Raw genomic sequence first — 22433 nt, forward strand, 5'->3', positions numbered from 1 at the left:
TGGGGTGTGTGGGCGGTAGTCAGCCGTGTGGCTCCACGGGACGCCGCGCCTGGGGCTTGCCCCGTTGGTCCGGCGTCTTTGTCAACTCACTCTTTCGGGTGAGGGGAAGGGGATGGCCAGGTGGGCCTTCCGATCGGCTGGATAGGACCTCTCCGTGTGATCACGGTTTTCGTAGCGTGGCGGTGCCGGGCAGGACCGGATGCGGTCGCCCCCGCCCGAGTCGGGCGGGCCCTCGCCGTCCGGGGTCGCCTGTTCCTACCGATTGCAGGGATGAGCCCATGTCCGACAGCACCACCTCCGGCGTCGAGGACGACCAGAATCTGTGGCGGTCCGTGTGCAACGATGCCTCCTGGGAGGCGGACGTACCGTTCGCCGACCACCTGAGCGTCGCGGCCCCTGCCTCGCGGAGGTGAACGGCACCCTGGTGTGCGTCCACCGCGGCGCCCGCCAGGACGAGAGACGTACCTGCCGCTGCACTGGACCTCCCTCAACCCTGCGCAGGCCGACAAGCTCGCCCAGGAGAAGCAGGCCGAACTGACCGCCGCCAGGAAGAGCACGGCGTCGGCGCAGGACAAGGCCGCGCTGCTCAAGGAGGCCGGCGAGGCGCTGGACGCGGTCCGCAGGTGGACGCCCCCGTCTCGTTCAACGGTGAGCTGCACCTGCTCTACAGCGACGTGGCCAACCACCACATCGAGCACCTGGTCAAGGCCCCCTACGAGTACGACGGCAGCCTGCAGAGGCAGGTGGCCCCGCTGGCACGGCAGAAGCCCAAGCTCTTCTCGTCGGTGCTGCAGGCGATGGACGCGGTGCAGGGCTGGGGCAACCGGTCCTACGCCGGCGGCCTCTCGGTCACCGTCCACGACGGCGCCCTGCGCGTCCTGGTCCGCCCCATCAGCGAGAGCGCCATCGAGGGAGAAGGCGGCCCCCTCTGGCACCCCGTCTACGACGGCAGCACCTGGACCGACCCCGTCGCCCTGGCCGAGGCTTCCCGGCGCAGCTCCGCGCTGCCCTCCTACGACGGCAAACTCCACGCCGTCTACCCCCACTCCACCCGCGACGAGGTCCTCCGCACCACCCTGGGCCCGGACGGCTGGAGCCGGCCGCGGGTCATCGAAGGCCACGCGAGCAGGAACACGCCGGCCCTGCTCCCCTTCCGTGACGGGCAAGGCGAGAGCGAGCGGCTGCTCCTGGTCCACCGGGGCGTCGACCGGTACGTGGCTCCCGAGCTCCACCCGGCCAACCCGCCCGAGGTCCGCACGGTCTTCGACGAGACCTCCAGCCCCCTCGTGACCGACCACTCCCTCGACGCCTGGAGCAGGGCCCAGCACAAGGTCATGGCGCGGGCCGTCGAGTTCACCGACGGCAGCCGCGGCCTTATCGGCGCCTTCGTCGGCAGGTTCACCTGCTACTCCCGATCCGGGGGTTACTACTCGGACGCCAGCAGCATCGACGCGACCCTCATCCTCACGTACCCGAGCAAGGCGACCACGTTCACGCCGATCAGCGTGGAGATCGTCAGGGGGTTCGGCAGCGCGGTGGTGTCCTGGCACCACCTGGAACCCGGCGAATACCAGGTCTCGCTCGTCGACCACGCTGAAAAGACCGAGGGCTACTGGTACACGGCCGAGAGCGCCGGCAACTCCAGCGACATCCCCCTCTCCGTCACCAGCACCCCGATCACCGTCCCCGCAGCCACCTAACCCGCCACCCGACACCAGGCCCGAGAACAGCCGTACGACACCCGGCTCATGCAGATGTCGCCTTGCCTCGCACCAACCCCCGCCAGTCGGATGGCACAAGATCAAGAAGCGATGGCAGAGGACAGTTGTCGAGCGTGACCGGCCCGGTGTGGATGGCGCGCCTGATCGGCCGGGCGGCATCAGCTAGCTGAACAGCGGCAACCGATCCGCGTCCACGCCGAGCCGGTGCCGTTCCGGGGCGGTCAGCGGCACCCGCCCGGTGGCGGCCCGAGCGTAATGCTCGTCGTCCCAGTCCACCGGGACCGTCCGGCCCAGCAGGCCGTCCAGCGTGGCTCGGACGCATGTCAGCCCGGCCGCCGAGGGGTGCCGGGCGTCCGGCAGTCCGACGATCAGGTCCAGGTGGTGGACGGTGGCCTCGACGGCGAGAGTCGTCAGCAGGTCCCCGACGGTGAGCACATGCCCCTGGGTGCCGATCCGCAGGCCGATGTCCGCCCGCCCCGCAGCGACGACCAGGGCCGCCGTCGTCTCCAGGTACAGCTCCCGCAACTGCCCGAAGTCGAGGAACATGCTCGCGCCCACCCGGGACCAGCGCCGCCCGTGAGCCGCCCCCACCGCATCCGGCTGCCAGTCCCGCCAGTACGTGACCGCGTCCCGGTCGGCCGGTCCCTCCGCCGGGCTGTGCAGCGCCACGAGCCCGCGCTGGGCGTCCGCCAGGCAATGGAACACCAGATCCCGCACCGCCCAGCCCGTGCACCCGCTCGGTGTCCACGACTGCGCGTCGTCAACTCTCCGCACGACATCGCCGAACGCGCCGTAGGCCTCGCCCACGGCCTCCACCGCGCCGTTCTCCACGTGACCACCCACGCCGAACCTCCTCCGCACCCGAACCCGCCGGGCCGCCAGCCCGTCCCGACCGGCGGGACCCACGGTGTGCCTTCGCACCACGGAGCGCTTACCCCACCGGTCCCGGGCGACCCGGCGCGAGCCCGCGCCGTCGGCCGGACAGACCCTAGCGCGGGCCCGGCTGCGGCAGTCCCCGTGTGATCCGGTCGAAGAGATCTGTCAGCGGCTCGCTGAGCTCACTGCCGAACTCGGTCAGGCCGTAGGTGACTTGGGGCGGCGTCGTCGGTTCGACGGTGCGCCGGAGCAGGCCGTCGTTGGCCAGGGCGCGCAGGGTCTGCGCGAGCATCTTCTCGCTGATGCCGCGGATGCTGTCGCGCAGCTCGTAGAACCTGAGGTCGTTCTTGCGGAGGGAGATCAGTACCCAGATGCCCCACCTGCTGGTCACGTGGTCGACCACGTCACGTGCGGGGCAGTCCGTGTGAAACACGTCATACCGGGGGCCCGTCTCGACCTGCGTGAGCTGCGCGCCTTCCTTCATGTCGGGAGCTTACCTCTGGGTATGTCCTTACGAAAAGTAAGTCCTGCTCCTAGCGTCAACGCCCTTACTGCACAACGAATATGGAGCGGAACATGATCGTGGTGACCGGGGCTACGGGGAATATCGGCCGGCCTTTGACGCAGGCCCTGGCCGACGCGGGCGAGCAGGTGACGGCGGTGTCGCGGCGCGCCGCGGCGGTTCCGCAAGGAGTCCGGCATCTGACCGCCGACCTGGCCCGGCCGGCGAGTCTGGCGCCCGCCCTGGACGGGGCGAAGGCGTTGTTCCTCCTGCTCTCCGGTGATCTGCACGCCCCCGATGCCAGGCCCGGCGACATCGTCGGCCTCGCGGCGGCCCACGGGGTCCGCCGGGTCGTCCTGCTGTCCTCGCAGGGCGTGGCCACCAGGCCGCTCGGGGCGACGCGGATCGCGATGCGCGCACTGGAGGACACCTTGAAGGAGTCGGGTCTCGAGTGGACGATCCTGCGGCCGGGTGGCTTCGCCTCCAACGCCTTCGCATGGGCCGAGTCCGTCCGCACGCAGCGGACGGTTGCCGCCCCCTTCGGCGACGTCGGGGTTCCGGTCGTCGATCCGGCCGACATCGCCGACGTTGCGGCAGCCTGCCTGCTGGGCGACCGGCACACCGGCGGGACCTACGAGCTCACCGGGCCGCAGGTGGTGACGCCGCGTCAGCAGTCGGAGACGATCGCCGCCGCACTCGGTGTGCCGGTGCGTTTCCACGAGCTCACCCGCGATGAGGCCAAGGCCGCGATGACGCAGTTCGTTCCGGCGGAACTCGCCGACGACACCCTGGACATCATCTCCGCCCCCAAGCCGACCGAACTGCGGATCAGTCCGGATGCCGAGCGCGTTCTCGGCCGCCCCCCGCACTCCTTCGGCGACTGGGTGGCCCGCAACGTCGCCGCCTTCCGCTGAACACCACCTGTACCGAGTGCACTTACGTTCCCCTGCCGCCTGCGATGACGATCGCGGGCGGCGGCCGCCTTTCCGGCGAGGGCGCCGGCACCCGCGCCGTTCGTGGCACCGGTCAGTCCTGCTCGGCCTCGACGCGCTCGCGGCGCGTGGCGAGGGCGTGCTCCGCGATGGCGTCGGCGTGGCGGATGAACTTGTTCCACGGGCCGGGCGTGCCGTTTCCGACCTGGGTGCCCCACCGCGTGTGTTCCGTGGGGATTCCGATGACGTAGAGCCCGGTGTCGGGCGCCCCGTCCTGGTTGAGCGGATGGAAGGGGACGTCCGTGATCGCGACACCGCCGGAACGGAAGGCGTCCGAGCCGCGGGTGTTGACGAATTCCGTCCAGATCCCGCGTTCGAGCAGCCGCCGGGTGAGGGGCGAGGTGTCGGCGGCCACGTTCGGGATCGGGATGCGCGCGTCGATCACGATGTCGACTTCGGTGCGCGAGTTCCCGACCTGGGGGGATTCCACGACGAAACGCCCGCTCGCGGGGTCCGCGGTCAACCTGGTCTTTGGGCCGGCCACGCGGAGCACCCCGCTTTCCACGAGCGCCAGCATGGCCCGTGCCCGGTGCAGGGGAGGACCTGCCGCCAGGAACACCGTCGCGGGGGAGAACCAACGGACCAGGTCGTGTTCGTGCGAGGCCGCCCGCAGGCCGCCGTAGTCCACCAGGGACCGGATCACCGAGCGCGCGTCGCGGATGACCTGGACGGCCGCCTTGAAGGGGTCCGCGTAGTTCCCCCGCACCGTACGGTCCACATCCGTCCGCAACTCCCGCACCAGCGCTCTCCGGAAGGCGTCCGGGTCGGGGAAGTGGCGGTCCGCGAAGGGGCGTCGTGACTCCTCGAAGTCGAAGTGCCCGTGTGCGCCGATGCCGTGCCGTCCCGCGAGGCCGCAGACATCGGGATGACCGTGCTCGGCGGCGGCGGAGACCTCCCGCAGGAACTCCGTCTCCGCCGACGGCCCGCGGCGCAGGCGGAGCACCGTGGCGTGGTGGGCCAGATCCATCTCGGCCACCAGCAGGGGGAAGACGTCGCGGCGGAAGTCGAGGCACCCCCGGTCCGCCCCTGCCAGCACCCGCTCCTCGGTGAACAGCAGCGGTTTGCGGATCGCATCGGCCGGCCGCTGGTCGAAGCCGCGCGACAGCACCGGCATCCCGCTGCGGGATCCGGCCACCAGCACCGGCTCCGCCCCGCTGGGCCGATAGGCCACCGCTCCGTCACCGGCTTCGATGAACCGTCCGCCGCGGCCCGCCGTCAGCGCGACCACGACATCGTAGAAGGACAGGCCGAGCCCGATGATCCCCACCGCCGCGGTGTCGGGAACGCGGTCCAGAGGCATGTCGGCGGCCGCGTCACCCCGCATGTACTGGAGCCGCGGTCGCTCCAGGGCGAAGTCGTGGAGGCGCTGTTCCGCGTCTCCCAGCTTCGGGAGTGTGTGGCCGGTGGCCAGCACCACCTTGTCGACGGCCAGCCTGCCGCCCTTCGCCAGTGTGAGGACGTACTCCGTGGGGCGGGGTTCCAAGTCCTCGACGAAGTCCTGGAGTTGGTGGAGGCGGACGCCTGGCGGGAGTGATCGCACCACGGCGTCCAGCAGGTATTGCAAGTAGTGGCCGTACCGGGCGCGCGGCGCGTAGCCGTCGGGCTTCGCCGACGCCGGGTCGACGCCGGCCCACCACTGCGCGAAGGACGGGCCGGCGCCGGGTCGCACGGGGCCCCCGTCCGAGGGGCCCGAGAACATCGTGATCTCCTGTGCCGCGGTGTTCATCAGGAACCAGTCCGGCTGATCGGACCGCCAGACGCGGCCGCCCGCGAGCGTGTGGGCATCGATGAGGAAGATCTCCACCGGGGCGCCGGGCGGGCAGTCGATCAGCCGGGCAGCGAGGCGCTCCAGGACGCCCATCCCGCGAGGTCCGCTCCCCACCACGGCGACGCGGTGCGCCGACACTTCGGAATCTGCCGCCATGTCCATCCGATCTCGCTTCCGAGGGCCCTGCCGTCAGGCCGGCTCATCCATGGGTCGTGGTGGGTGGTGGTGGGTCACGTCGGCCGTGGCATCGACGCGCGGCCGTGCGGGCCGTCCGGCCTCGCCGAGCAGGTGCCCGCAGGCCGCGCGGTCGAGCTTGCCGTTCTCGCTGATCGGGAGTGCGTCGACGAAGGTGATGACGCTCGGAATCATGTAGAGGGGCACGTGGTCGAGGAGATGGGTGCGCAGCTCGGCCGAGGTCACCTCCTGCCCGTCGGTGACCACGAGCGCGGCCAGCCGGGGCGTGCCGCTCGGGCCGGTGGCGTCCAGCAGGGCCGCGCAGTCGCGCACCGTGCGGTGCTCGCGCAGCGCGGCCTCGATCTCTCCCGCTTCGATCCGGTGCCCGTTCACCTTCACCTGGGCGTCCGCGCGGCCGACGTAGAACAGCTCCGCACCTTCGGCGCGGGCCAGGTCGCCGGTGCGGAAGAAGCGTGCGCGTCGCCCGCCGGTGTCCAGCTCGACGAACCGGCGCCGGTTCTCCTCGGCGTTGGCCACATAGCCCAGGGCCACCCCGGCCCCCGAGATCGCGATCTCCCCGACCCCGCCGGTAGCCACCGCGTCTCCCGCCTCGTCGACGAGACGGACGTCCAGGGTGCCCAGGGGCCGGCCGATGGGGGTGTGCACGGAGTGCCCGGACAGATCGCCGACGGTCAGCGGCTTGAACGTGGTGTGCACGGTGGCCTCGGTGATGCCGTACATGTTGACGAGCGGCACGTGCGGCTGATGTTCCATCCACCGCAGACACTGCCGGCGGTCGATCGCCTCACCGCCCAACACGACCTGGCGCAAGGGGAGGTGAGGCCATCCACGTGAGGCGCAGGCGTCCATGAAACGATGGAACAGCGAAGGCACCAGGTTGAGTACGCTCACCCGCTCGGACAGCACCAGGTCGCACAGTCCGGCCGGGCTCCTGGCCTCCCGGCTGCCCACCATGACAGCGCAGCCGCCGGTGTACAGCGGCGCCCAGAGCTCCCAGACGGAGAAGTCGAAGCACAGCGAGTGGAACACGGTCCACACGTCCGAGGCCTCGAACCGGAAGGGCGGGGTGGCGGACCGCAGCAGCGACAGTACGTTGTCGTGGCTCACCGCGACGCCCTTGGGGCGGCCGGTGGACCCGGAGGTGTACAGGACATAGGCGGTCGACGGGTCGAGGCCGGGCCCCGCACCGTTCGAGAGCGCGGTCACCTGCCCGGTGCCGGGGTCGACGATCGCGGCCGCGCCCACGTCCGCGAGGACGAACTCCCGCCGTGCCGCGGGCCATGCGGCGTCGACCGGTACGTACGCACAGCCCGCCTCGAGCACGGCCAGGATCGTCAGTACGGAGTCGATGTCACGCGTGACACCCACCGCGACGGGCGTAGCCGGTGGATACCCGTGAGCGGACAGCTTCGCGGCGCGGTCCACGACTTCGGCGAGCAGTTGACGGCTGGTCAGCGACCGTCCCGGCCGGCGGAGCGCGACGCTGTCGGGGTGGGCGCGGGCCCGCGCGCGCAGAAGGTCGGGAAGGCGGTCCATCAGGGCTGTCCCGGGCCGGCCCCGGCCTGGCTCCCGCCGCCGCTGCGGGCATGCGCGGTCACGGTCAGCTGACGCGGGGTGGGCGCGGCGAAGAAGTCGGCGAAGTCGACTTCGAGGCCCAGCCGTTGCTCGACCTGGATCTCGATCTCCACGGCCACCAGGGAGTCGCCCCCCAGGGTGAAGAAGTCGTCGTCGGGTCCGACGGGGCTGTCGAGGACGGCCCCCCAGATCTCACACATCTTCGGTACGTACTGGTCCGGCTCGCCGCTCATCCCCTGATCCCTTCGCTGATGTCGTACGTGTAGGACAGGCTCCGGTCGAGGAAGTCCGTGAGCTCCAGGTAGTCGTGGCTCAGACCGGCCCAGTCCGCGCCCCGCATCCACACCTGGAGCACCATGCCGGCCGTGCCGACGCGCCAGTCGAGGGGGCTTCCCGCGCGCGCCCACTGCTTCGCGCGGACGACCCCCGGCAGGGACACGAGGTCTCGGGGCGCCGGCGCCCGCAGCACGGTGCGGGCGCGCATCGGCGGCTGCCGCAGCACGACCAGGGCGGAGCCCCGTGCGCTCCAGGGCTCCGGCAGCGGGGCCCCTGCGGCGAGCCGGACGGCGAGGGAGACCGGGTCGGCGAGCCCGACCAGCAGCATCAGTTCGCTGAGGTAGCCGCCGAGGCGGCCGTTGACCTCGATGACCTGTGGTCCCCCGGGTGCCAGTTTGATCTCGGTGTGGACGACGCCGAGGGTGATGCCGAGGGCGCGGATCGCACGGCTCGCCAGCGCTGTGACCTGCTCGGAGGTCGCACGGGAGAGCGGGGCCGGGAAGACGGTGCCGCCCTCGCGGACCGGTGGCGCCAGCGGCAGCCGGCCGCTGATCCCCAGATGCGTGATGGTCCCGTCGCGCACGGCACTCTCGACCGAGAGGAAGTCCGCGAGGTGCCTTGCCGGGGGTGCGCCGTCGGGGATGTAGCCCTCGGCGACGTACTGCCGCGCCGGGTCGAGCCGGGCGTTCGCCGTGCGGTGACCCGCCGCGCCGTCGAGGATCATGCACTGTTCGCTGCCCGCTCCGTTGCGCGGCTTGAGGACCACGGGGTAGGTCCCGGGGCCGAAGGGGCGAAGCTCCGTGCCGGCGCCCGACCACACGAGGGGGACGAAGCCCACGCCGGCCTCGTTCAGGCGCTGTCGTTGGGCCGCCTTGTCCCGCAGGCAGGCCGCGGTCCGCGGGCTGTGGTTCGGCAGGCCGAGCGCCTCGGCGAGGACGGCGGCGACCTCCAGCATCGCGTCCGCGAACGTGACGATGCCGTCGACCGGGGTCCCGGCGAGCGACGCGATCACGTTGGCCGGGTCGTCGGCCACGACGACCCGGCCCGCGCCCTCCAGCACGGCGCGGCCCCGCTCATCGAGCGGACTCGACGTGCCCACGACGAACACAGCGCCGCCGAAGGGGGCGCAGGCGCGTGCCGTCTCGCTCGGCGAGGCCGAGCCCCCGGGGGCGTACGGAACGATGATCATCGGTTTGACGGAGACGGAGACGGAGACGAGGCCAGCTCCGCCGCGGCGGAGGCCGCCGACGCCAGGACGGACTCCAGTGCGGAGGGGTCGTAGCCACCCTGCGCGAAGTCGAACGACAGCGTCGTCGACTCGGCCCCGGCCACCGCCGTCGCCATCAGCAACGGAGTCCGCATGTACGGGATCTCGACCCGAGCCGGGTAGGGCTCCACCCGCGCGTCCGGCAGGCCGAGGGGGTTGGCCCGGGGATCCGAGACGGAGAAGTACATCCACGGCGTGGTGAACCGCTCGTCCAGCCGCGACGGGTCGAACGTCTCGCGCGCGCCCTCCTGGGAGACGTAACGCCGAGTCGCCCACCAGAGCGGCAGGGCGTGCCCGATGGAGGTGGCCACCGAGTCGCGCACCCGGCCCAGCACGTCGTGGATGCCGTCCTCGGGTTCCAGCCGGGTCCAGGCGCAGAGCTCGAACGCGAAGTTGCCGATCAGCCGCCGGGTCTCCGTGCCCCGGCGGCCGGATTCCATGAACACCACGCCGAGCGACTCGTCGAGCAAGCCGTCGCGCAGGCCGTGGGTGAGGAGCGCCAGGTAGACCATGAAGGGAGTGGTGCGGGTCGCCGCCGTGATCTCCTTGAGGCGCGCGCGGAACGCTCCGGGCAGCTCGACCTCGACGTGCCCGGAGGGGCCCGTCGTGAGCGGTGCGGGGGCGAGCTTGTCGCTCGGACGCAGCGTCGGCGGATAGACACCGTGCTCGTGGAACTGGCTGTTCCAGAACCGCACGGGTGCCGAGTCCGGGCCCAGAGCGCGGCGCTGCTTCTCGCTGTACGCCGCGTAACTGGCCGCCGGACGCACCTGATCGGCCGGGAGCGGGGGGCCTGGCTCGGCCATCAGGCCGCTCAGCTCCTCGAACAGGAGTGACTGGCTGATGCCGTCACAGACGAGGTGTTCGAGCGTGAGGCCCAGGATGCGCCGGCGCGGCGAGACCTCGATCAGGAGGGCGGCAACCAGGGGACCCGACGCGAGGTCGAACGGCTGGTCGCAGAAGGCCTCCAGGAGAGTCTGGGCGCGATGGTCGCGCTCGTCCCCGGACGGCAGGTCGAGCAGCGAGACCTCTTCCAGCGGCCAGGAGGCCTCGTGCTCGGGACGTACCGCCATGGCCAGCGGATCGTCGCCGACCGGGAAGTACATCCGCAGCGCGTCGTGCCGACGGACAAGTGTCTCCAGGGCCGCGCGCAGCCTCGTGACGTCGAGCGCGCCGTCGATGACGTAGGCGGCACACACCGGCTGGGTGCGTCCGTCGTTCATCCTGCGGTTGAAGAGCAGGCGGTGCTCCTGGGTGACGGAGCAGCGGGTCCCACGTGTGTCGGGTTGCTGGGTCATGGCCGCGATCACCGGTCCTCGTCGTGATCCACAACGGTGCCCGCGGGATCGGCGGTACCGCAGTCGGCGCCGTGGTGGCGCACGTGCTCGGCGCGGAGCCAGGCCCCGGTCTCCTCGACGACCGGTGACACCTCGTTCAGCGCAGCGGATATCCAGGCTTCGGGGTGGGCGGCGTCGAAGCCTTCCAGCGTCTGCAGGCGCCAGTACCGCTCGAAGGTGAGTGCGGCGGGGGATGTCTCCATGAAGCGCCGGGCGCGCCACTTTCCGCTCGGGCCCAGCTGGCCGTGCCGGGCCAGCAGCGCGTCGACGGCGCACTCGACCGTGAGCCTGGCACACAAAGTGGCGCTGTGGACGTCGCCGGACGTGAGCTGTCCCTCGCAGGCGGCACGGTAGTTGCGGGCCTCGTGCAGCCAGTAGGCGACGCGTGCGGCGCGGAACGCGGACGCCCGCAACGTGTCCTGCCATGCGCGCAGCGCCGGCTCACCGTGCATGGCCAGGGAGTGGGCGAGCCGGTCGAGGAAGTTGATCTCGTAGACCATGAACTGGCGTTCCTGGCCCTTCCCCAACTCGAAGACCTGCCAGGAGACCTTCCGCAGGAGCTCCTCGACCTGGTCGTCGGTCCAGTACTCCAGGTCGTGGTCCCGGCCCTCGATGCGCACCTTGGCGTGCCGGATCCGCAGGGCGCCCTGTCCCACCAGCTCGGCGGCCTCCACCGGCGGGGTGAACGGTTCGGGCGAGACGACGACGACATCGACGTCGCTTGCGTCATTGTCCCACCCGCGCACCCGCGACCCGGTCAGGTAGACGGCCCGGCACCGCGTGGGCAGCAGGTTGCGGCTGGACAGGGTCTCCATCACGGGGTGGGGCGATGAGGTAGCGAGCATGCGCCTTCCTTACGTCGTGGGGCGTGGTGCGGATTCCTTACGTAGTGGGACAGGGTGCGGACACCGCAGGGGGCCGGTTCGGCCCCGTACGGCGGACGCGGTGACGTCATGCGGTGCCATGCGGCTTCACCACGAGCGTGGTCACCCACTTGCGCAACTCGGCGTCCTGCGTGGCCAGGGGCAGTGCGTGCAGACCCGCCTCGCCGAGCGCCGAGAGGAGTTCGGGTTCCTGGTAGCGGACCATCAGCCTCGGTACTTCCCCGAGGTACGGATCGAGTTCGACGCTGCCCCCCGAGCCGCGCTGCACACCGATCACGGCGTGCCCGCCCGGTCGCAGGACCCGGGACAACTCGGCCGCCGCCAACGGCAGTTCCCGGTGGGGTACATGGACCCAGGCGGCGACGCACCACACGGCGTCCGCCACCGCGTCCCGCAACGGCAGCCGCGTCAGATCGGCGCAGAGCAGTGCTTCCCGGCGCCGCCTGGCGTGCCGCAGCATGGGCAGGGCGATGTCCACGCCGATGACGTGGATGCCGTCACGGGCGAGGACGGGCAGGTCCCGTCCCGTTCCGCAGCCGAGGTCGAACAGAGTGCCCCCGTCGGGAACGCTGCCCGACAGCCAGGCCGCGGCGGGCAGGAGCCCCCGGCGCGTCGACGGGTTGGCCCGGTCGTAGGCGTCCGCCAGCCTCTCGTCGTACCAGGACCGGACGCCGGTCATGCGTCCACGTCGACGGAGAGTCCGGCTTCGCGGAGCGTCACCACGAGGTCCTCGGGAACACGGAAGTCGACCGTGGGGATGAAGACCCGGTCGCCGACGGTGACGAGATCGCCGCCGTCCAGCGACAGCAGCCGGATCGGATGCTCGACATCGGCCACCGTGGCCGGCCGTGGCAGGTGTCGCGCCGATCCCTGCACGGGCACGAGCCGAACGCACTCCCAGCTCACGAGGGGTCCCAGGCGATAGGCCGGCCGGGGCAGGACCGTGAGGGGATGGTCGTAGCTGTAGGCGTCGGCGGCGGAGGCGACGATCGCGCGGACCTGTTCGGGATGGTCGCGCAGGGCGATCTCCGCGGCGTGCGTGACGGTCTGGGCGATCCGCAGACGGTCCGCCTCCGCCGCGGTGACCTGGACGTCCTCCTCGGGGCCCGGCGCCGGCTCCAGCCGGTCGAGGGATTCCAGCAGGCCCGCGGGCAGGCCGGTGAGCCGGCGGATCCGGCTGAGGCAGCCGCGCAGGAACGGCAGCAGCCCGCCGTGGTCCAGGAGCGCATGGATCCGTGCGACGTTGGTGACCAGGGGCAGCAGGACGTGCAGGTCGTTGACGGACTTGAGGTCCAGCATGCAGTCGCCGGCCGCGTTCCCGAAGACGGCGGCGATGTCGTCCTCGGGGAGGAAGCGCCCCTTGCGGTGCCGGCCGAGCGGCATCGTCCCGCAGTGGCGTACCGAGTACGACCCGATGTGGAAGTCGACGGCGGCCCGGTCGCGCTCCAGCCGCACCACTCTGACCTGACCGTAGAGCTCTCCCGACGCGGACTTCTTGAACCAGGGCAGTTCCCACGGGGCGTAGACGTAGCCCATCGGCAGCAGGGTCTCCGACAGCGTCCAGGCATCCTCGGCGCTGGGCACCCACAGGTCGACGTCCCCCACGTCCCGCATCCGCGGGTCCTGGTAGCTCTGCCGGATGCTGCAGCCCTTCATGGGCGACCACTCGATGCCGGACGACTCGGCGGCGGCCGCGACGGCATCGAGGACCGAGGGAATGGTCGCCATGCGGCGGTCCGCGGCCTCCCGCTCGTCGTCGACCAGTGCGAGGAACTTCTCGCCCGCGGCGGACGGCGGGCCTTCCTGGAGCCGGCGGCGCGCGGAGCCGGCGACCTTCTGTGTGACCACGAGGGCGGCCAGCGCGGCGAGTTGGTCGGCGCGGCGCTCCACCGCGGCCGCGGCCGACTCACGAGGCAGCATCATGAGTCCGATGTCGGCGGCGTCCTGCCAGGTGGGATTCACAGAAATCTCCCTTCTGCCCGCACGACGGCGGACCCGATCTCCGCGGCGGCGCGCACACACGCCTCGGCCGGAAGATTGTCGACGTTCACACGGATCCCGCAGGACAGCGCGAAGTCCTCGCCGTCGGACACCTGAACGGCTCTGCCGGCCAGGTCCTCGGTGACGTGCCGCATGCCCGCCTCACCGAGCGCCGGATGAACCAGGGACACGTTGGGGCCGTCGCCGGCGACGGCGTACTTCGCGCTGTCGCCGAGCGCTTCGACGAAGGCGGCGCGGTTGCGGCGGACCATGGCGCGGCGCCAGTCGACGAGTTCCTGGAACGCGCCGCAGCGCATGAAGCGCAGCCACGTGTCCTGCCACAGCGCCGCCGGTGAGGCGCCGCGGAGTTCCGGTGCGAGGCGGGCGTAGGCATCGTCCGCGACGGCCCAGCCCAGACGTGCGCCCGGACCGGCGATCTTGTGGAGTCCCGACACATAGGCGATGGAGTCGAGCTTCGCCGCCGGGGGATCCATCCAGGCGTAGCTGAGGTTCTGCACCACGGTGACTCCCGACACGGCCGCGGTCAGGCGGCGGAGCTCCGCATCGCTGAGGGAGTCGCCCAGCGGAGATCTGTACGGCGATGTGACCCATACGGCGCACCCGTCGTGCACCGCGCCGGGAAGCGCCTCCCACACCTCGGTGCGGAAGGTGAGGCCCAGCTGGCGCAGCGAGATCGGCACCCCGGAGAACGTGGGCGTTTCCAGTACGGTGCAGCAGTGCGGCGCGACAAGACCCCGTACCGCCGACCGGACACCCGCGGTGATCACCAGCTTCTCGACGGGGACCCGTTCCCTGTCGGCCAGCCACTCGCGCAGCGCCACGTTCCCGGAGTGTGGCGCGCCCTGAGCGGGCGAGCCGTCCGCCGCGGCGGACGCCAGGCACCGGGTGAACCGCCGGGCCAGCGCCTCGGGCCACGGCCCCGGCCGGCCGCGCAGATCCAGTTCGCCGGCCGCGGCGCTCATGCGGGCGGCCGGGGCAGGAAGGTGAGGGCGACCAGGATCATGTGCCGCTCCCAGGGCGACACGAAGAGCCCGGCGCGTGCCAGCGCCGCCACCACGAGCTCGCCGGACCGCTCGGACCAGCTCGCCGGGTCGAGCAGCACCTCCAGAGCCCGCACCAGCTCCGCCCCCACCACACCGGCCCGCGTGAAGGGCGCGCTGATGCGCGGGGGAGCGGAGCGGACCAGCTCGGCGAGGGGGCACAGCCCCGAGCGGACCTCGCCCGGGAGGTCCGCGGCCTTCACATCACCCCACAGTGCGGCCAGTTCCTTCGCGCGGCGGCGCACGCCGGCCATCAGTTCCTCGGAACCGGGTAGGGCGAGCAGCGCGTCGAGGGACAGCACGGTCGTGATCCGCACGATGGTGCGCCACACGATGTCGTAGGGGTGCGGCTCGTCGGCGGGGCAGCGGATGCCGCGCAGATCGCCGATGACGGCGGGATCCACCCGCGCGCCGGGATCCAGGCGGCTCGTCGCGTCGGGGCCGAACAGCAGCGCGGCGTCCCGGCCGGCCAGTTCGGGGTCCGGGGTGTGCAGCAGGGACATGCAGCGATGCGCGACCGGGCTCGCCTCACGCAAGGCGTCGGGATGGCGCGTGCCGTGCTGGCTGGGCCCCTTGGCCTCGTCGAGGACGGACGGAACGTCAAGGCCGGGCGGCCCCGCGAGGGCCACCGCGACGTTCATGTCGAGCAGCGGCAGGGCACGGCCCAGCGTGGACGTGACCCGGGCGCGGCCCGCTTTGAACACATTGCCCTCGTACAGCGCGGCCATCGTCGCGTTGGTGGCGTCGACGACCGTGAAGGCGCAGACGTGCAGCCCACGGTCCGTCAGGAGCCCGGCCAGAGCGGGCCAGGCACCGGTGATGAAGAGGTCCGGGGTGAGGACCGCGACGCCGAGTCGCGGGGAGAGCGTGCCGTTCACCGATGGCCCCGGGTGGGACGGGCGCACGAGCAAACGCTGGGCGGATCGGTCGCGGCCCGAGAGTCGTACATGCGGATGGTGCCCTCCTGACCGAGGACCGGTGGAGCAGTCGGCGAGCCGACCGGCTGACGACAGCCGCTGGAATTCTGTGGAGTTTCGACAGGAGGTGTCAAGCACCGGCACCGACCCGAAAAGATGGCTGAATGCCGATACAGGATGGCCGAACAGCGGCGGCTCCCGGTCGGAAGTTTGCTCCTAGCATGAGGCACTTCGCACGACGTGGTTCTCATTCGGACATCCGTCGGACGGTTCGGCGGACAGCTCAACTGACGCTTGATTCCGCGGTGTTGGGACGCGTACGGCCCATGTGATCCCCAAAGACCCGTGACGGGTGCACGGGGACGGGTGAAGGGCCCGACGTCCCTTTCTCAGGGGGAAAGCCATATGAAGCCTGGTTCTCGTGCTGCCTCCGCGGTGCGCGCACGCCCGGCCGCCGCGTTCGGGACGATCTTCTTCGTCAATTCCTTCGGAACGGCGCTGTACCTGTCGGTTTCGGTGCTGTATTTCACCCAGGTGGTCGGCTTCTCCGCGCACCGGCTCGGTGTCGGCCTGTCCGTCGCGGCACTCGTCGGACTGCTGGGCAGTGTTCCCGCCGGCACACTCGTCGACCTGCGGGGTTCGAGCACGGTCCTCGTGGTGACGCACATCGTGCGTGCCGTCGCCTTCACGCTGTACTTCTTCACCCCGACCTTCCCCGAGTTCATCGTCCTGGCCTCGGTCATCGCGCTCGCCGACCGCACGGCGCCGCCCGCGAGCCAGGCCCTCATGGCCGAACTGGTGCCGGACGACAAACGCGTGCCGCTGATGGCCAGGCTGCGGGTGTGGGAAAACCTCGGATTCGCCTCCGCGCTCGCCCTCTCGGCGCTGGCCGTCGGTGTCGACGGCCCGTCGGTGTACCGCGTCCTGGTGCTGGCCAACGCCCTCTCGTTCGTGGCCGTGGCGTTCGTGGCCTTCGCCCTCAACGGGCAGCGCCGTCCCAACGCCGACCCGGCCCGGGTGCGCAGCGCCCTGGCCGACCTGGTCCGGCGCGACCGCCGCTACCTGTACCTGAGCGGTGCGAACGCCGTCCTGTCGATGAACGCCGCACTGTTCGCCATCGGCCTGCCTCTGTGGATCCTCACGCGGACGGACCTGCCGGGCTGGGCGGTCCCCGTCACCATGCTCGTCAACTCCGGGATCGTCATCGCCTTCCAGGTCCGTATGTCGAAGAGCGCCACGACCCTGCACGCCTATGGCGGGATGCTCGCCCGGTCGGGCATCGCGTTCGCGGCGTCGCTCGTGATCCTCGCGCTGGTCACCGACCGCACGACGGGCCTGGTCTGGGCCGGACTCGCGTGCGCCGTCGCCGTGTTCACCACCGGCGAGATGCAGCACGCCGTCGGCGCCTGGGGCAGCTCCCTGGAGCTGGCGCCCGAGGCGGCCAGGGGCCAGTACCTCGCCGTGTTCAACCTGGGGCTCGGCATCCAGGACGTGATCGGACCGGTGCTCGCCACGGTCCTTGTGACGTCGGGCACCATCGGACTGCCCGTGGCCTGTGGCGTCTTCCTGATCGCCGGAGCGTTCGCCCGCCGGCTCCTCTCGGCACCGGAACCGGGAACGGGACCCGTGACGGCCGCCGCACCGGGCCCCTCGCTCGGCGCGGTGGAGAGCGAGGAATCCGCATGACGGCCGAGGCCGTGACCGCTCGCGCCGCGGCCCCCCGCGCCGACTGGCTCACGGGCGCCCCGTGCGGGCTCGCGCTGCGTTCCGAGGCCGACGACACGGCCGCCGCGCTGAGCCATCAGCGCCGGGGAAGCACCACCGCCGTCACCTGCCGCACGGGCGCCGCCGACGACGGGCTGCTCTGGTCACCCGGCCTCGTCGAGGCCCCGGCCGCGCTGCTCGCCTCGACGGGAACCTGGTGCGTGCCGGGCCTTCCCGCCACCGGCGAGCCCCAACAGGCCCTGACGGTCGGCGTGTTGGTGGCCGCTCTGGCGCTGGCCGCCCTCGGTGACAGCGGGCGCTGGGAGGTGACACCGGGCGGAGCGGCCGCCCCGGTCCTGCCCCGGGGCGCCGACGAGGAGAAGGTGCTCGCCGCGGTCCTCCTCGCCGCCGACGAGACGGCCCACGACGTGCTCGGTGCCCTGACCGGTTGTCCGGCGCCGGTCCTGCGCAGAGCGGTACGCCGTGCGTACGTCGCCGCGCTCGCCCATCCGCAGCCGGCGCGATCCCGCGTCGCGCTCCGCCAGGCGGGCACCGTGGCATCGTCCCTGTGGCTGCTGCCCGACCTGTCGACCGCCTTCCGCGACACCGACCGCGCGGAAGTCCGTCAGGTACTGGGCGAAGCACACCACCTGGTGGGCAAGAGAGCGCTGCCCGCGCCGGACGGCCGCGCCGTGACCCGCATCCGCCGCAGCACCCATCAGGGCCGGCTGCACCGGATCGACCGGCTGATGGCCCAGTGGGCCGCGCGCGCGGCCGCGGGCGAGCCGGGCGAGTTCGCGGGCGTCGACACCGGTCTGCTCGGCGGCGCGCTCGGGCCGTCCCGCACCCTGACGGTCCGTGACGAGGCGGTGTCCGACGGCGCCGCCACCGTGGACCTGTGGCACGCGCTGCGGCGCAGCGGTGTGCGGGGCGACGTCGTCGGAGGGGACCGCTGGTCGACGATGTGGCTGGTCGAACTGCCCGACGGCACCGCCGGGGCGCTCGACCCGGAAGGGCGATGTATCCAGGTCGACGGCCCCACCCCCGACGTCCTTCCCTCGGCACACGGATCCACCGGCGACGAACCGGTGGCGGCGCGCCTGGCGAAGGCGGGCGGCCGGCGGCGCGTCGACTGGGTGACACCGCAGGCCGGCGACTGCGAGGGCGCCGGCCTGCGGCTGCGTTTCCGCGCCCATGACGTCTTCGAGGCCGACCGGGACCGTGCGCACATGATCCGCGTGTGCGGGCTCCTCTACCGGCGCCAGCGACCGGACGTGGACGCCGAATCGTACTTCTCGGACGAGGACATCGCTCTCGCGCTCGACCGGCTCGGAGCGGGGCTCGTCGACGGCGGCGTCCTGATCGTGGGCAGTGTGACCGACACGGACGACGGACGACGCCGCCACACCGACATGGACGTGTTCCAGCGGATGCGCGACGGCCGCCTGCGGCACTGCCACAGGTGGGGGCTCGGTGTCGGACCGGCCGCCGGCCCGAGCGGCGGCGCGACGGGATCCGGCGCCCGGACGGATGGCGGGTGGGTATGACATGTACGTCCTCGGACATGTGATCAGCGCACACAACTCGGGCGCGTTCCCGGAGATCGACCTGAGGCGCGGCGAGCACGCCATGACGGTGATGGTGCCCGACCTGCTCAGCTGCCACGACTGGGGCTACACCAAGGCGTGGTCGATCGCCGGGGCGGGGGAGCGCTCGGACCTGGTCCTGGCCCACATGCTGGGGGACGCCGTCGTCCACTACGGCACCCGCTGGCGCGGGCTCGGGCGCAAGAGCGGCTGGGCCTATCTGCGGATGGGCCTGGTGGCCCGCCGCTTCGACGCCTTCTACGAGCACGCCGAGAGCCGGGGCTGGCGCTACGCGGGTCTCGCCCGCGACAGCCGGCGCGGCTGGGCCCACACGATGGTCGAGTACTCCATCGACCAGTGGATCGCCGACCGCTTCGACGTGTCGGAACTGTTCACCACCGTACGAACCGCCGCCGACGACACGGCAGTTGACCTCGGCTGGGTGCACGCGCTCATCGCACAGCACGTCATCACCCCGGCGCGGCCCGTGGAGTGCCAGCCCTATCGGTACTGCGGCGCCCTCTCCCGTTCCCGGGAGCCGGACGAACTGCACCTGCGGGGGCTCGCCGTCAAGTTCCAGATCGCCGAGTCGCCGGAGAGCCTCGCCTGGCTGCGCGGCTGGCTGCGCGACATCTGGGGGGCCGCGGGTGACGAGGAGATGCGCGACGTCCTCGCCACCCTCTCGGACGTGACGGCCGACCCCCTCCGCTTCGGCTACCCGGTCGAGATCGCGGCCTACGCGGAGCAACTGCGGCCCACGTCGCACCGCTGGGCGCCCCCGCCCGGCGGGGCGCGCCCCGCCGACGCCCCCACCGAGGAGATGACCCATGGCTGACGAGCCCGACGCCGGCCATCGGCAGGCCCCACCCGCGGCCCTCGACTCCACGGCCGCGCCCCTCCGGCCCAGGGCAGCCGCCTTCGACAGCACCGGACTGCCCGCCGGGGAACTCGCCGAACGCATGGCCGCGGACAGCTTCCTCTATTTCCGCCGGCTCCTGGACCGCGGCGAGGTCCAGGAGGTGCGCAGGCAAGTGGTGCGCGCACTCCACCGCGTCGCCTGGCTCGCCCCGGACGCCGACCCGATGCTCGCCGTCCCCGGCGACACCGTGCACCACGACCGGGGCGTCATCGGCGACCGCAGGGTCAGGGACGCCGGCTGGCGCGAGGGCTACAGCGCCGTGCAGTCCCTCGAAGCGCTGCACCGGCTCGCCCACAGCCCCGCCCTGGTCGAGGCCGTCGGCGCCGTCCTCGGCGCGCCCGTGTTCGTACACCCCCGCAAGATCGCCCGGATCTCGTATCCCGCCCTCGACTTCCCGACCCCGCCGCACCAGGACGCACTGTTCAACCAGACCCCGACCGACGTGCTCACCGCCTGGATCCCGCTCGGGGACTACTCCGAGGACCTGGGCACCCTCAGAGTGCTGCGGGGCAGCGCCAACCTCGGCCTGCTGCCGGTGTCACCCGCCCACGGCCTGGGCGGCGAGGCCGTGGAACTCCCCGCGACCCATCAGGAGTGGATCGGGGACGACTACCAGTGCGGTGACGTGATGCTCTTCCACAGCCGCACCGTCCACACGACCACACCGAACCGGGGCGACGTCCTGCGGCTCTCGGTCGACTGCCGCTTCCAGTCGGCCGAGGAGCCCGTCAAGCTGGCCGCGCTGCTGCCGCACGGGTTCTCCGCCGGTCAGCTCCCCAGCTGGACCGAGCTGACCCAAGGCTGGTCCAGCACCCGCTGGGTCGAACCCGGCACCGCCGTCCACGTCACGACCGTCACCACCGGTCCCTCGACGCGCCCCTCGCGCCTGGTCCACGACCCCGCCCGCACGACCGGGACGGACGACTCCGCCACCACCGACCGACGCACGCCTGCGAGGACCCGATGACCGTGCCGCTCGGAACACTCCCCGCACAGAGCGCGGCCGCGCGCCTCGTCGGTGGCACACCCCTGGTGGAACTCGCCACGATCGGAGCGGGCCTGCCGCACCGCGTCCTGGCCAAGTGCGAATTCCTGAATCCGGCGGGTTCCGTCAAGGACCGCATCGGGCATCACATCATCCGCCGTGCCGAAGAGGCACGCCTCCTGGTCCCCGGCCTCAGCACGCTGGTCGAGGCGACCGCCGGCAACACGGGTGTCGCCCTCGCGTGCGCCGCCGCCGGCCGCTACCGGGTCATCGTCACCATGAGCAGCAAAATGGGGCCGGACAAGGAGGCGATGATGCGGGCCTGGGGAGCGGACGTGGTCCGCTGCCCCTACGACGTGCCGCCCACGAGCCCCGAGAGCTTCATCAACACCGCCCGGCGCATCGCGGACGAGACCGCGCACAGCTACTACGTCGACCAGTTCGCCAACCCCTGGAACCGCGAGGCGCACGAGCTCACCACGGGTCCCGAGATCATCGAGCAGACCGGCGGCCAGGTCGCCGCGTTCGTCGCGGGCGCCGGCACCGGCGGCACGATCGCCGGCGTCGCGCGCGCCCTGCGAGCGGCCGGATCACGAGCCAGGGTGGTCCTCGCGGACCCGGCCGGAAGCATCCTCGCCGACCGCCTGCGCGGCGGTCACGAACCGGGCCGCGGCTACGCGATCGAGGGCATCGGAGGCGACTTCGTACCCGACCTCCTGGACCTCCAACTCCTCGACGCCGCCTACGAGGTGAGCGACGCCGAGTCCATCTCCATGTGCCTGCGGCTCCAGGCCGAAGAAGGTCTGTGGGTCGGCGGATCGTCCGGCACCGCGGTCGCCGCCGCGCTGCGCCTCGCCGCCGAACTGCCGGGGCCGCGCTCGAACATCGTCGTCGTGCTGCCCGACGGCGGATCCCGCTACTCCTCCACCCTCTTCGACCCGAGCTGGCGCACACACCGTGGATTCACCACTAAGGAGTCCGCCCGATGACCACCGCCCCCGACCGGCTCTCCACCGACCTGCGCAGAGCGCGGGAGTGCGCGGCCGACCTCGGCTTGAAGGACGACGAAACGCTGATCCTCACGGGCTCGGCCACGCTGCCCTTCCCCACCCGGGGCGGCGACATCGACCTGGTCCTCGTGACCCCCTCCGAGGACAGGTACCTCGGCTTCGCGCAGAGCCGCGAGCGCGAACGGGAGACCGAGCAGGCGGCCAACGAATTCGCCATCAGCTATGTGCAACTCCCGAACGGCAAGGAGATGGACATCGAGGTGTGGCCCGCGCGCCGGCTCGTGTCCGCGGCCGCCGGAGTCGGCGGCGAGATCCGCGACATCCAGGAGGTCGAGGCGGACTTCACCCGGGTCGGCGGCCTCGACGTGAAGGTCGGGACCGACCTGTTCCACGCCCTGGGCTGGGGGCTGCCCGTGGCCGGCACCGACGCCTTCGGCCGGCTCCACGACCTGGTCGCGTGGCCGGCGTACCAGGCCTTCAAGCGTGACGCGGCGCTGGTCAACGTGCGGGACGCGACGAAGGGCATCCCCAGCAGCCTGCGCGACGAGCGGCCCGACGAGGCGTATCTGAAGCTGTGCTGGGCCGCGGACAGTCTGGTGGACGCGATGATCTTCCACTCCGGGTACTCGATCACCCGCTGGAAGTGGCGCCTGCGCTACCTCTCCCTGCTGCCGTCCTGGATCGACGACTGGTACCGCGAGATCCGGTTGCGTCCCGTGCTGGAACCCGCCGATCTCCTGCGCCACGTCGACCTGCTGAAGAAGGCGTTCGCGACGTACACCGGGACGCCGCCGCGTGACCTCGTGGAAACGTCCCCCGCCGGCCGCGCAGGAAACCGACCCGTCGCCTGATCGCACACGTAAACCGCCCACTGAAGGGGG

The 22433-nt window shown here is 71.9% G+C and carries 21 protein-coding genes; 9 read left to right on the forward strand and 12 right to left on the reverse strand.

Going from position 1 to position 22433, the window contains the following annotated elements; translation table 11 throughout:
* Positions 1-278: 278 nt before the first annotated feature.
* Both OG432_RS34085 and OG432_RS34090 read left to right on the forward strand, forming a co-directional pair.
* Positions 279-413: a hypothetical protein gene (locus tag OG432_RS34085; RefSeq protein WP_328314812.1), complete on the forward strand. Its 135-nt coding sequence runs from the start codon at positions 279-281 to the stop codon at positions 411-413.
* Between the two features lie 210 nt (positions 414-623).
* The gene (locus OG432_RS34090; protein WP_328314813.1) at positions 624-1700 is read left to right on the forward strand and encodes a hypothetical protein; all 1077 of its coding nucleotides are present in this window, start codon (positions 624-626) and stop codon (positions 1698-1700) included.
* Between the two features lie 183 nt (positions 1701-1883).
* Here OG432_RS34090 and OG432_RS34095 read toward each other — a convergent pair whose 3' ends face one another.
* Both OG432_RS34095 and OG432_RS34100 read right to left on the reverse strand, forming a co-directional pair.
* The gene (locus OG432_RS34095) at positions 1884-2564 is read right to left on the reverse strand and encodes a maleylpyruvate isomerase N-terminal domain-containing protein (RefSeq protein ID WP_328314814.1); all 681 of its coding nucleotides are present in this window, start codon (positions 2562-2564) and stop codon (positions 1884-1886) included.
* Between the two features lie 145 nt (positions 2565-2709).
* Positions 2710-3081 carry a winged helix-turn-helix transcriptional regulator gene (locus tag OG432_RS34100; RefSeq protein WP_328314815.1) on the reverse strand — a complete coding sequence of 124 codons (372 nt, stop codon included), beginning with the start codon at positions 3079-3081 and terminating at the stop codon, positions 2710-2712.
* Between the two features lie 92 nt (positions 3082-3173).
* Here OG432_RS34100 and OG432_RS34105 point away from each other — a divergent pair, with 92 nt between their 5' ends.
* Positions 3174-4013, forward strand: a complete 840-nt coding sequence (locus tag OG432_RS34105) for an SDR family oxidoreductase (RefSeq protein ID WP_328314816.1) — start codon at positions 3174-3176, stop codon at positions 4011-4013.
* 112 nt (positions 4014-4125) lie between these two features.
* On the opposite strand, the gene OG432_RS34110 is transcribed toward OG432_RS34105, so the two are convergent.
* The 10 genes from OG432_RS34110 to OG432_RS34155 form a co-directional block, all read right to left on the reverse strand.
* Positions 4126-6015, reverse strand: a complete 1890-nt coding sequence (locus tag OG432_RS34110; protein ID WP_328314817.1) for an FAD/NAD(P)-binding protein — start codon at positions 6013-6015, stop codon at positions 4126-4128.
* A gap of 33 nt (positions 6016-6048) precedes the next feature.
* Positions 6049-7590 carry an amino acid adenylation domain-containing protein gene (locus OG432_RS34115; protein ID WP_328314818.1) on the reverse strand — a complete coding sequence of 514 codons (1542 nt, stop codon included), beginning with the start codon at positions 7588-7590 and terminating at the stop codon, positions 6049-6051.
* Positions 7590-7862 (reverse strand): acyl carrier protein, encoded by a 273-nt coding sequence (locus OG432_RS34120; protein WP_328314819.1) that lies wholly within the window; start codon positions 7860-7862, stop codon positions 7590-7592. The genes OG432_RS34115 and OG432_RS34120 overlap by 1 nt, the downstream gene beginning before the upstream one ends.
* Entirely contained in the window at positions 7859-9094 is a 1236-nt protein-coding gene (locus tag OG432_RS34125) for an ATP-grasp domain-containing protein (protein ID WP_328314820.1), read from the reverse strand. The genes OG432_RS34120 and OG432_RS34125 overlap by 4 nt, the downstream gene beginning before the upstream one ends.
* On the reverse strand, positions 9091-10467 hold the full coding sequence (locus tag OG432_RS34130; RefSeq protein WP_328314821.1) for a condensation domain-containing protein: 1377 nt from the start codon (positions 10465-10467) through the stop codon (positions 9091-9093). Before OG432_RS34130 ends, OG432_RS34125 begins: the two co-directional genes overlap by 4 nt.
* An 8-nt stretch (positions 10468-10475) precedes the next feature.
* The gene (locus OG432_RS34135; protein WP_328314822.1) at positions 10476-11351 is read right to left on the reverse strand and encodes a nucleotidyltransferase domain-containing protein; all 876 of its coding nucleotides are present in this window, start codon (positions 11349-11351) and stop codon (positions 10476-10478) included.
* 106 nt (positions 11352-11457) lie between these two features.
* A complete protein-coding gene (locus OG432_RS34140; RefSeq protein ID WP_328314823.1) occupies positions 11458-12069 on the reverse strand; it encodes a class I SAM-dependent methyltransferase in 612 nt (203 codons plus the stop codon).
* Positions 12066-13352, reverse strand: coding sequence for a nucleotidyltransferase family protein (locus OG432_RS34145; RefSeq protein WP_328314824.1), 1287 nt, complete (start codon positions 13350-13352; stop codon positions 12066-12068). Before OG432_RS34145 ends, OG432_RS34140 begins: the two co-directional genes overlap by 4 nt.
* The gene (locus OG432_RS34150; RefSeq protein WP_328314825.1) at positions 13349-14353 is read right to left on the reverse strand and encodes a hypothetical protein; all 1005 of its coding nucleotides are present in this window, start codon (positions 14351-14353) and stop codon (positions 13349-13351) included. Before OG432_RS34150 ends, OG432_RS34145 begins: the two co-directional genes overlap by 4 nt.
* Entirely contained in the window at positions 14350-15309 is a 960-nt protein-coding gene (locus OG432_RS34155) for a hypothetical protein (protein ID WP_328314826.1), read from the reverse strand. The genes OG432_RS34150 and OG432_RS34155 overlap by 4 nt, the downstream gene beginning before the upstream one ends.
* Before the next feature lie 444 nt (positions 15310-15753).
* Here OG432_RS34155 and OG432_RS34160 point away from each other — a divergent pair, with 444 nt between their 5' ends.
* From OG432_RS34160 to OG432_RS34185, 6 genes are read left to right on the forward strand one after another with little or no spacing between them, the layout of a single operon-like run.
* Positions 15754-17034: an MFS transporter gene (locus tag OG432_RS34160; protein WP_328314827.1), complete on the forward strand. Its 1281-nt coding sequence runs from the start codon at positions 15754-15756 to the stop codon at positions 17032-17034.
* The gene (locus tag OG432_RS34165) at positions 17031-18599 is read left to right on the forward strand and encodes a hypothetical protein (RefSeq protein ID WP_328314828.1); all 1569 of its coding nucleotides are present in this window, start codon (positions 17031-17033) and stop codon (positions 18597-18599) included. The genes OG432_RS34160 and OG432_RS34165 overlap by 4 nt, the downstream gene beginning before the upstream one ends.
* A 1-nt stretch (position 18600) precedes the next feature.
* A complete protein-coding gene (locus OG432_RS34170; protein ID WP_328314829.1) occupies positions 18601-19473 on the forward strand; it encodes a hypothetical protein in 873 nt (290 codons plus the stop codon).
* Positions 19466-20524 (forward strand): phytanoyl-CoA dioxygenase family protein, encoded by a 1059-nt coding sequence (locus OG432_RS34175; RefSeq protein ID WP_328314830.1) that lies wholly within the window; start codon positions 19466-19468, stop codon positions 20522-20524. The genes OG432_RS34170 and OG432_RS34175 overlap by 8 nt, the downstream gene beginning before the upstream one ends.
* A complete protein-coding gene (locus OG432_RS34180; protein ID WP_328314831.1) occupies positions 20521-21531 on the forward strand; it encodes a PLP-dependent cysteine synthase family protein in 1011 nt (336 codons plus the stop codon). The genes OG432_RS34175 and OG432_RS34180 overlap by 4 nt, the downstream gene beginning before the upstream one ends.
* Positions 21528-22403, forward strand: coding sequence for a hypothetical protein (locus OG432_RS34185; protein WP_328314832.1), 876 nt, complete (start codon positions 21528-21530; stop codon positions 22401-22403). The genes OG432_RS34180 and OG432_RS34185 overlap by 4 nt, the downstream gene beginning before the upstream one ends.
* Positions 22404-22433: the final 30 nt, after the last annotated feature.

The organism is Streptomyces sp. NBC_00442, from assembly GCF_036014195.1.
Taxonomy (GTDB): domain Bacteria; phylum Actinomycetota; class Actinomycetes; order Streptomycetales; family Streptomycetaceae; genus Streptomyces.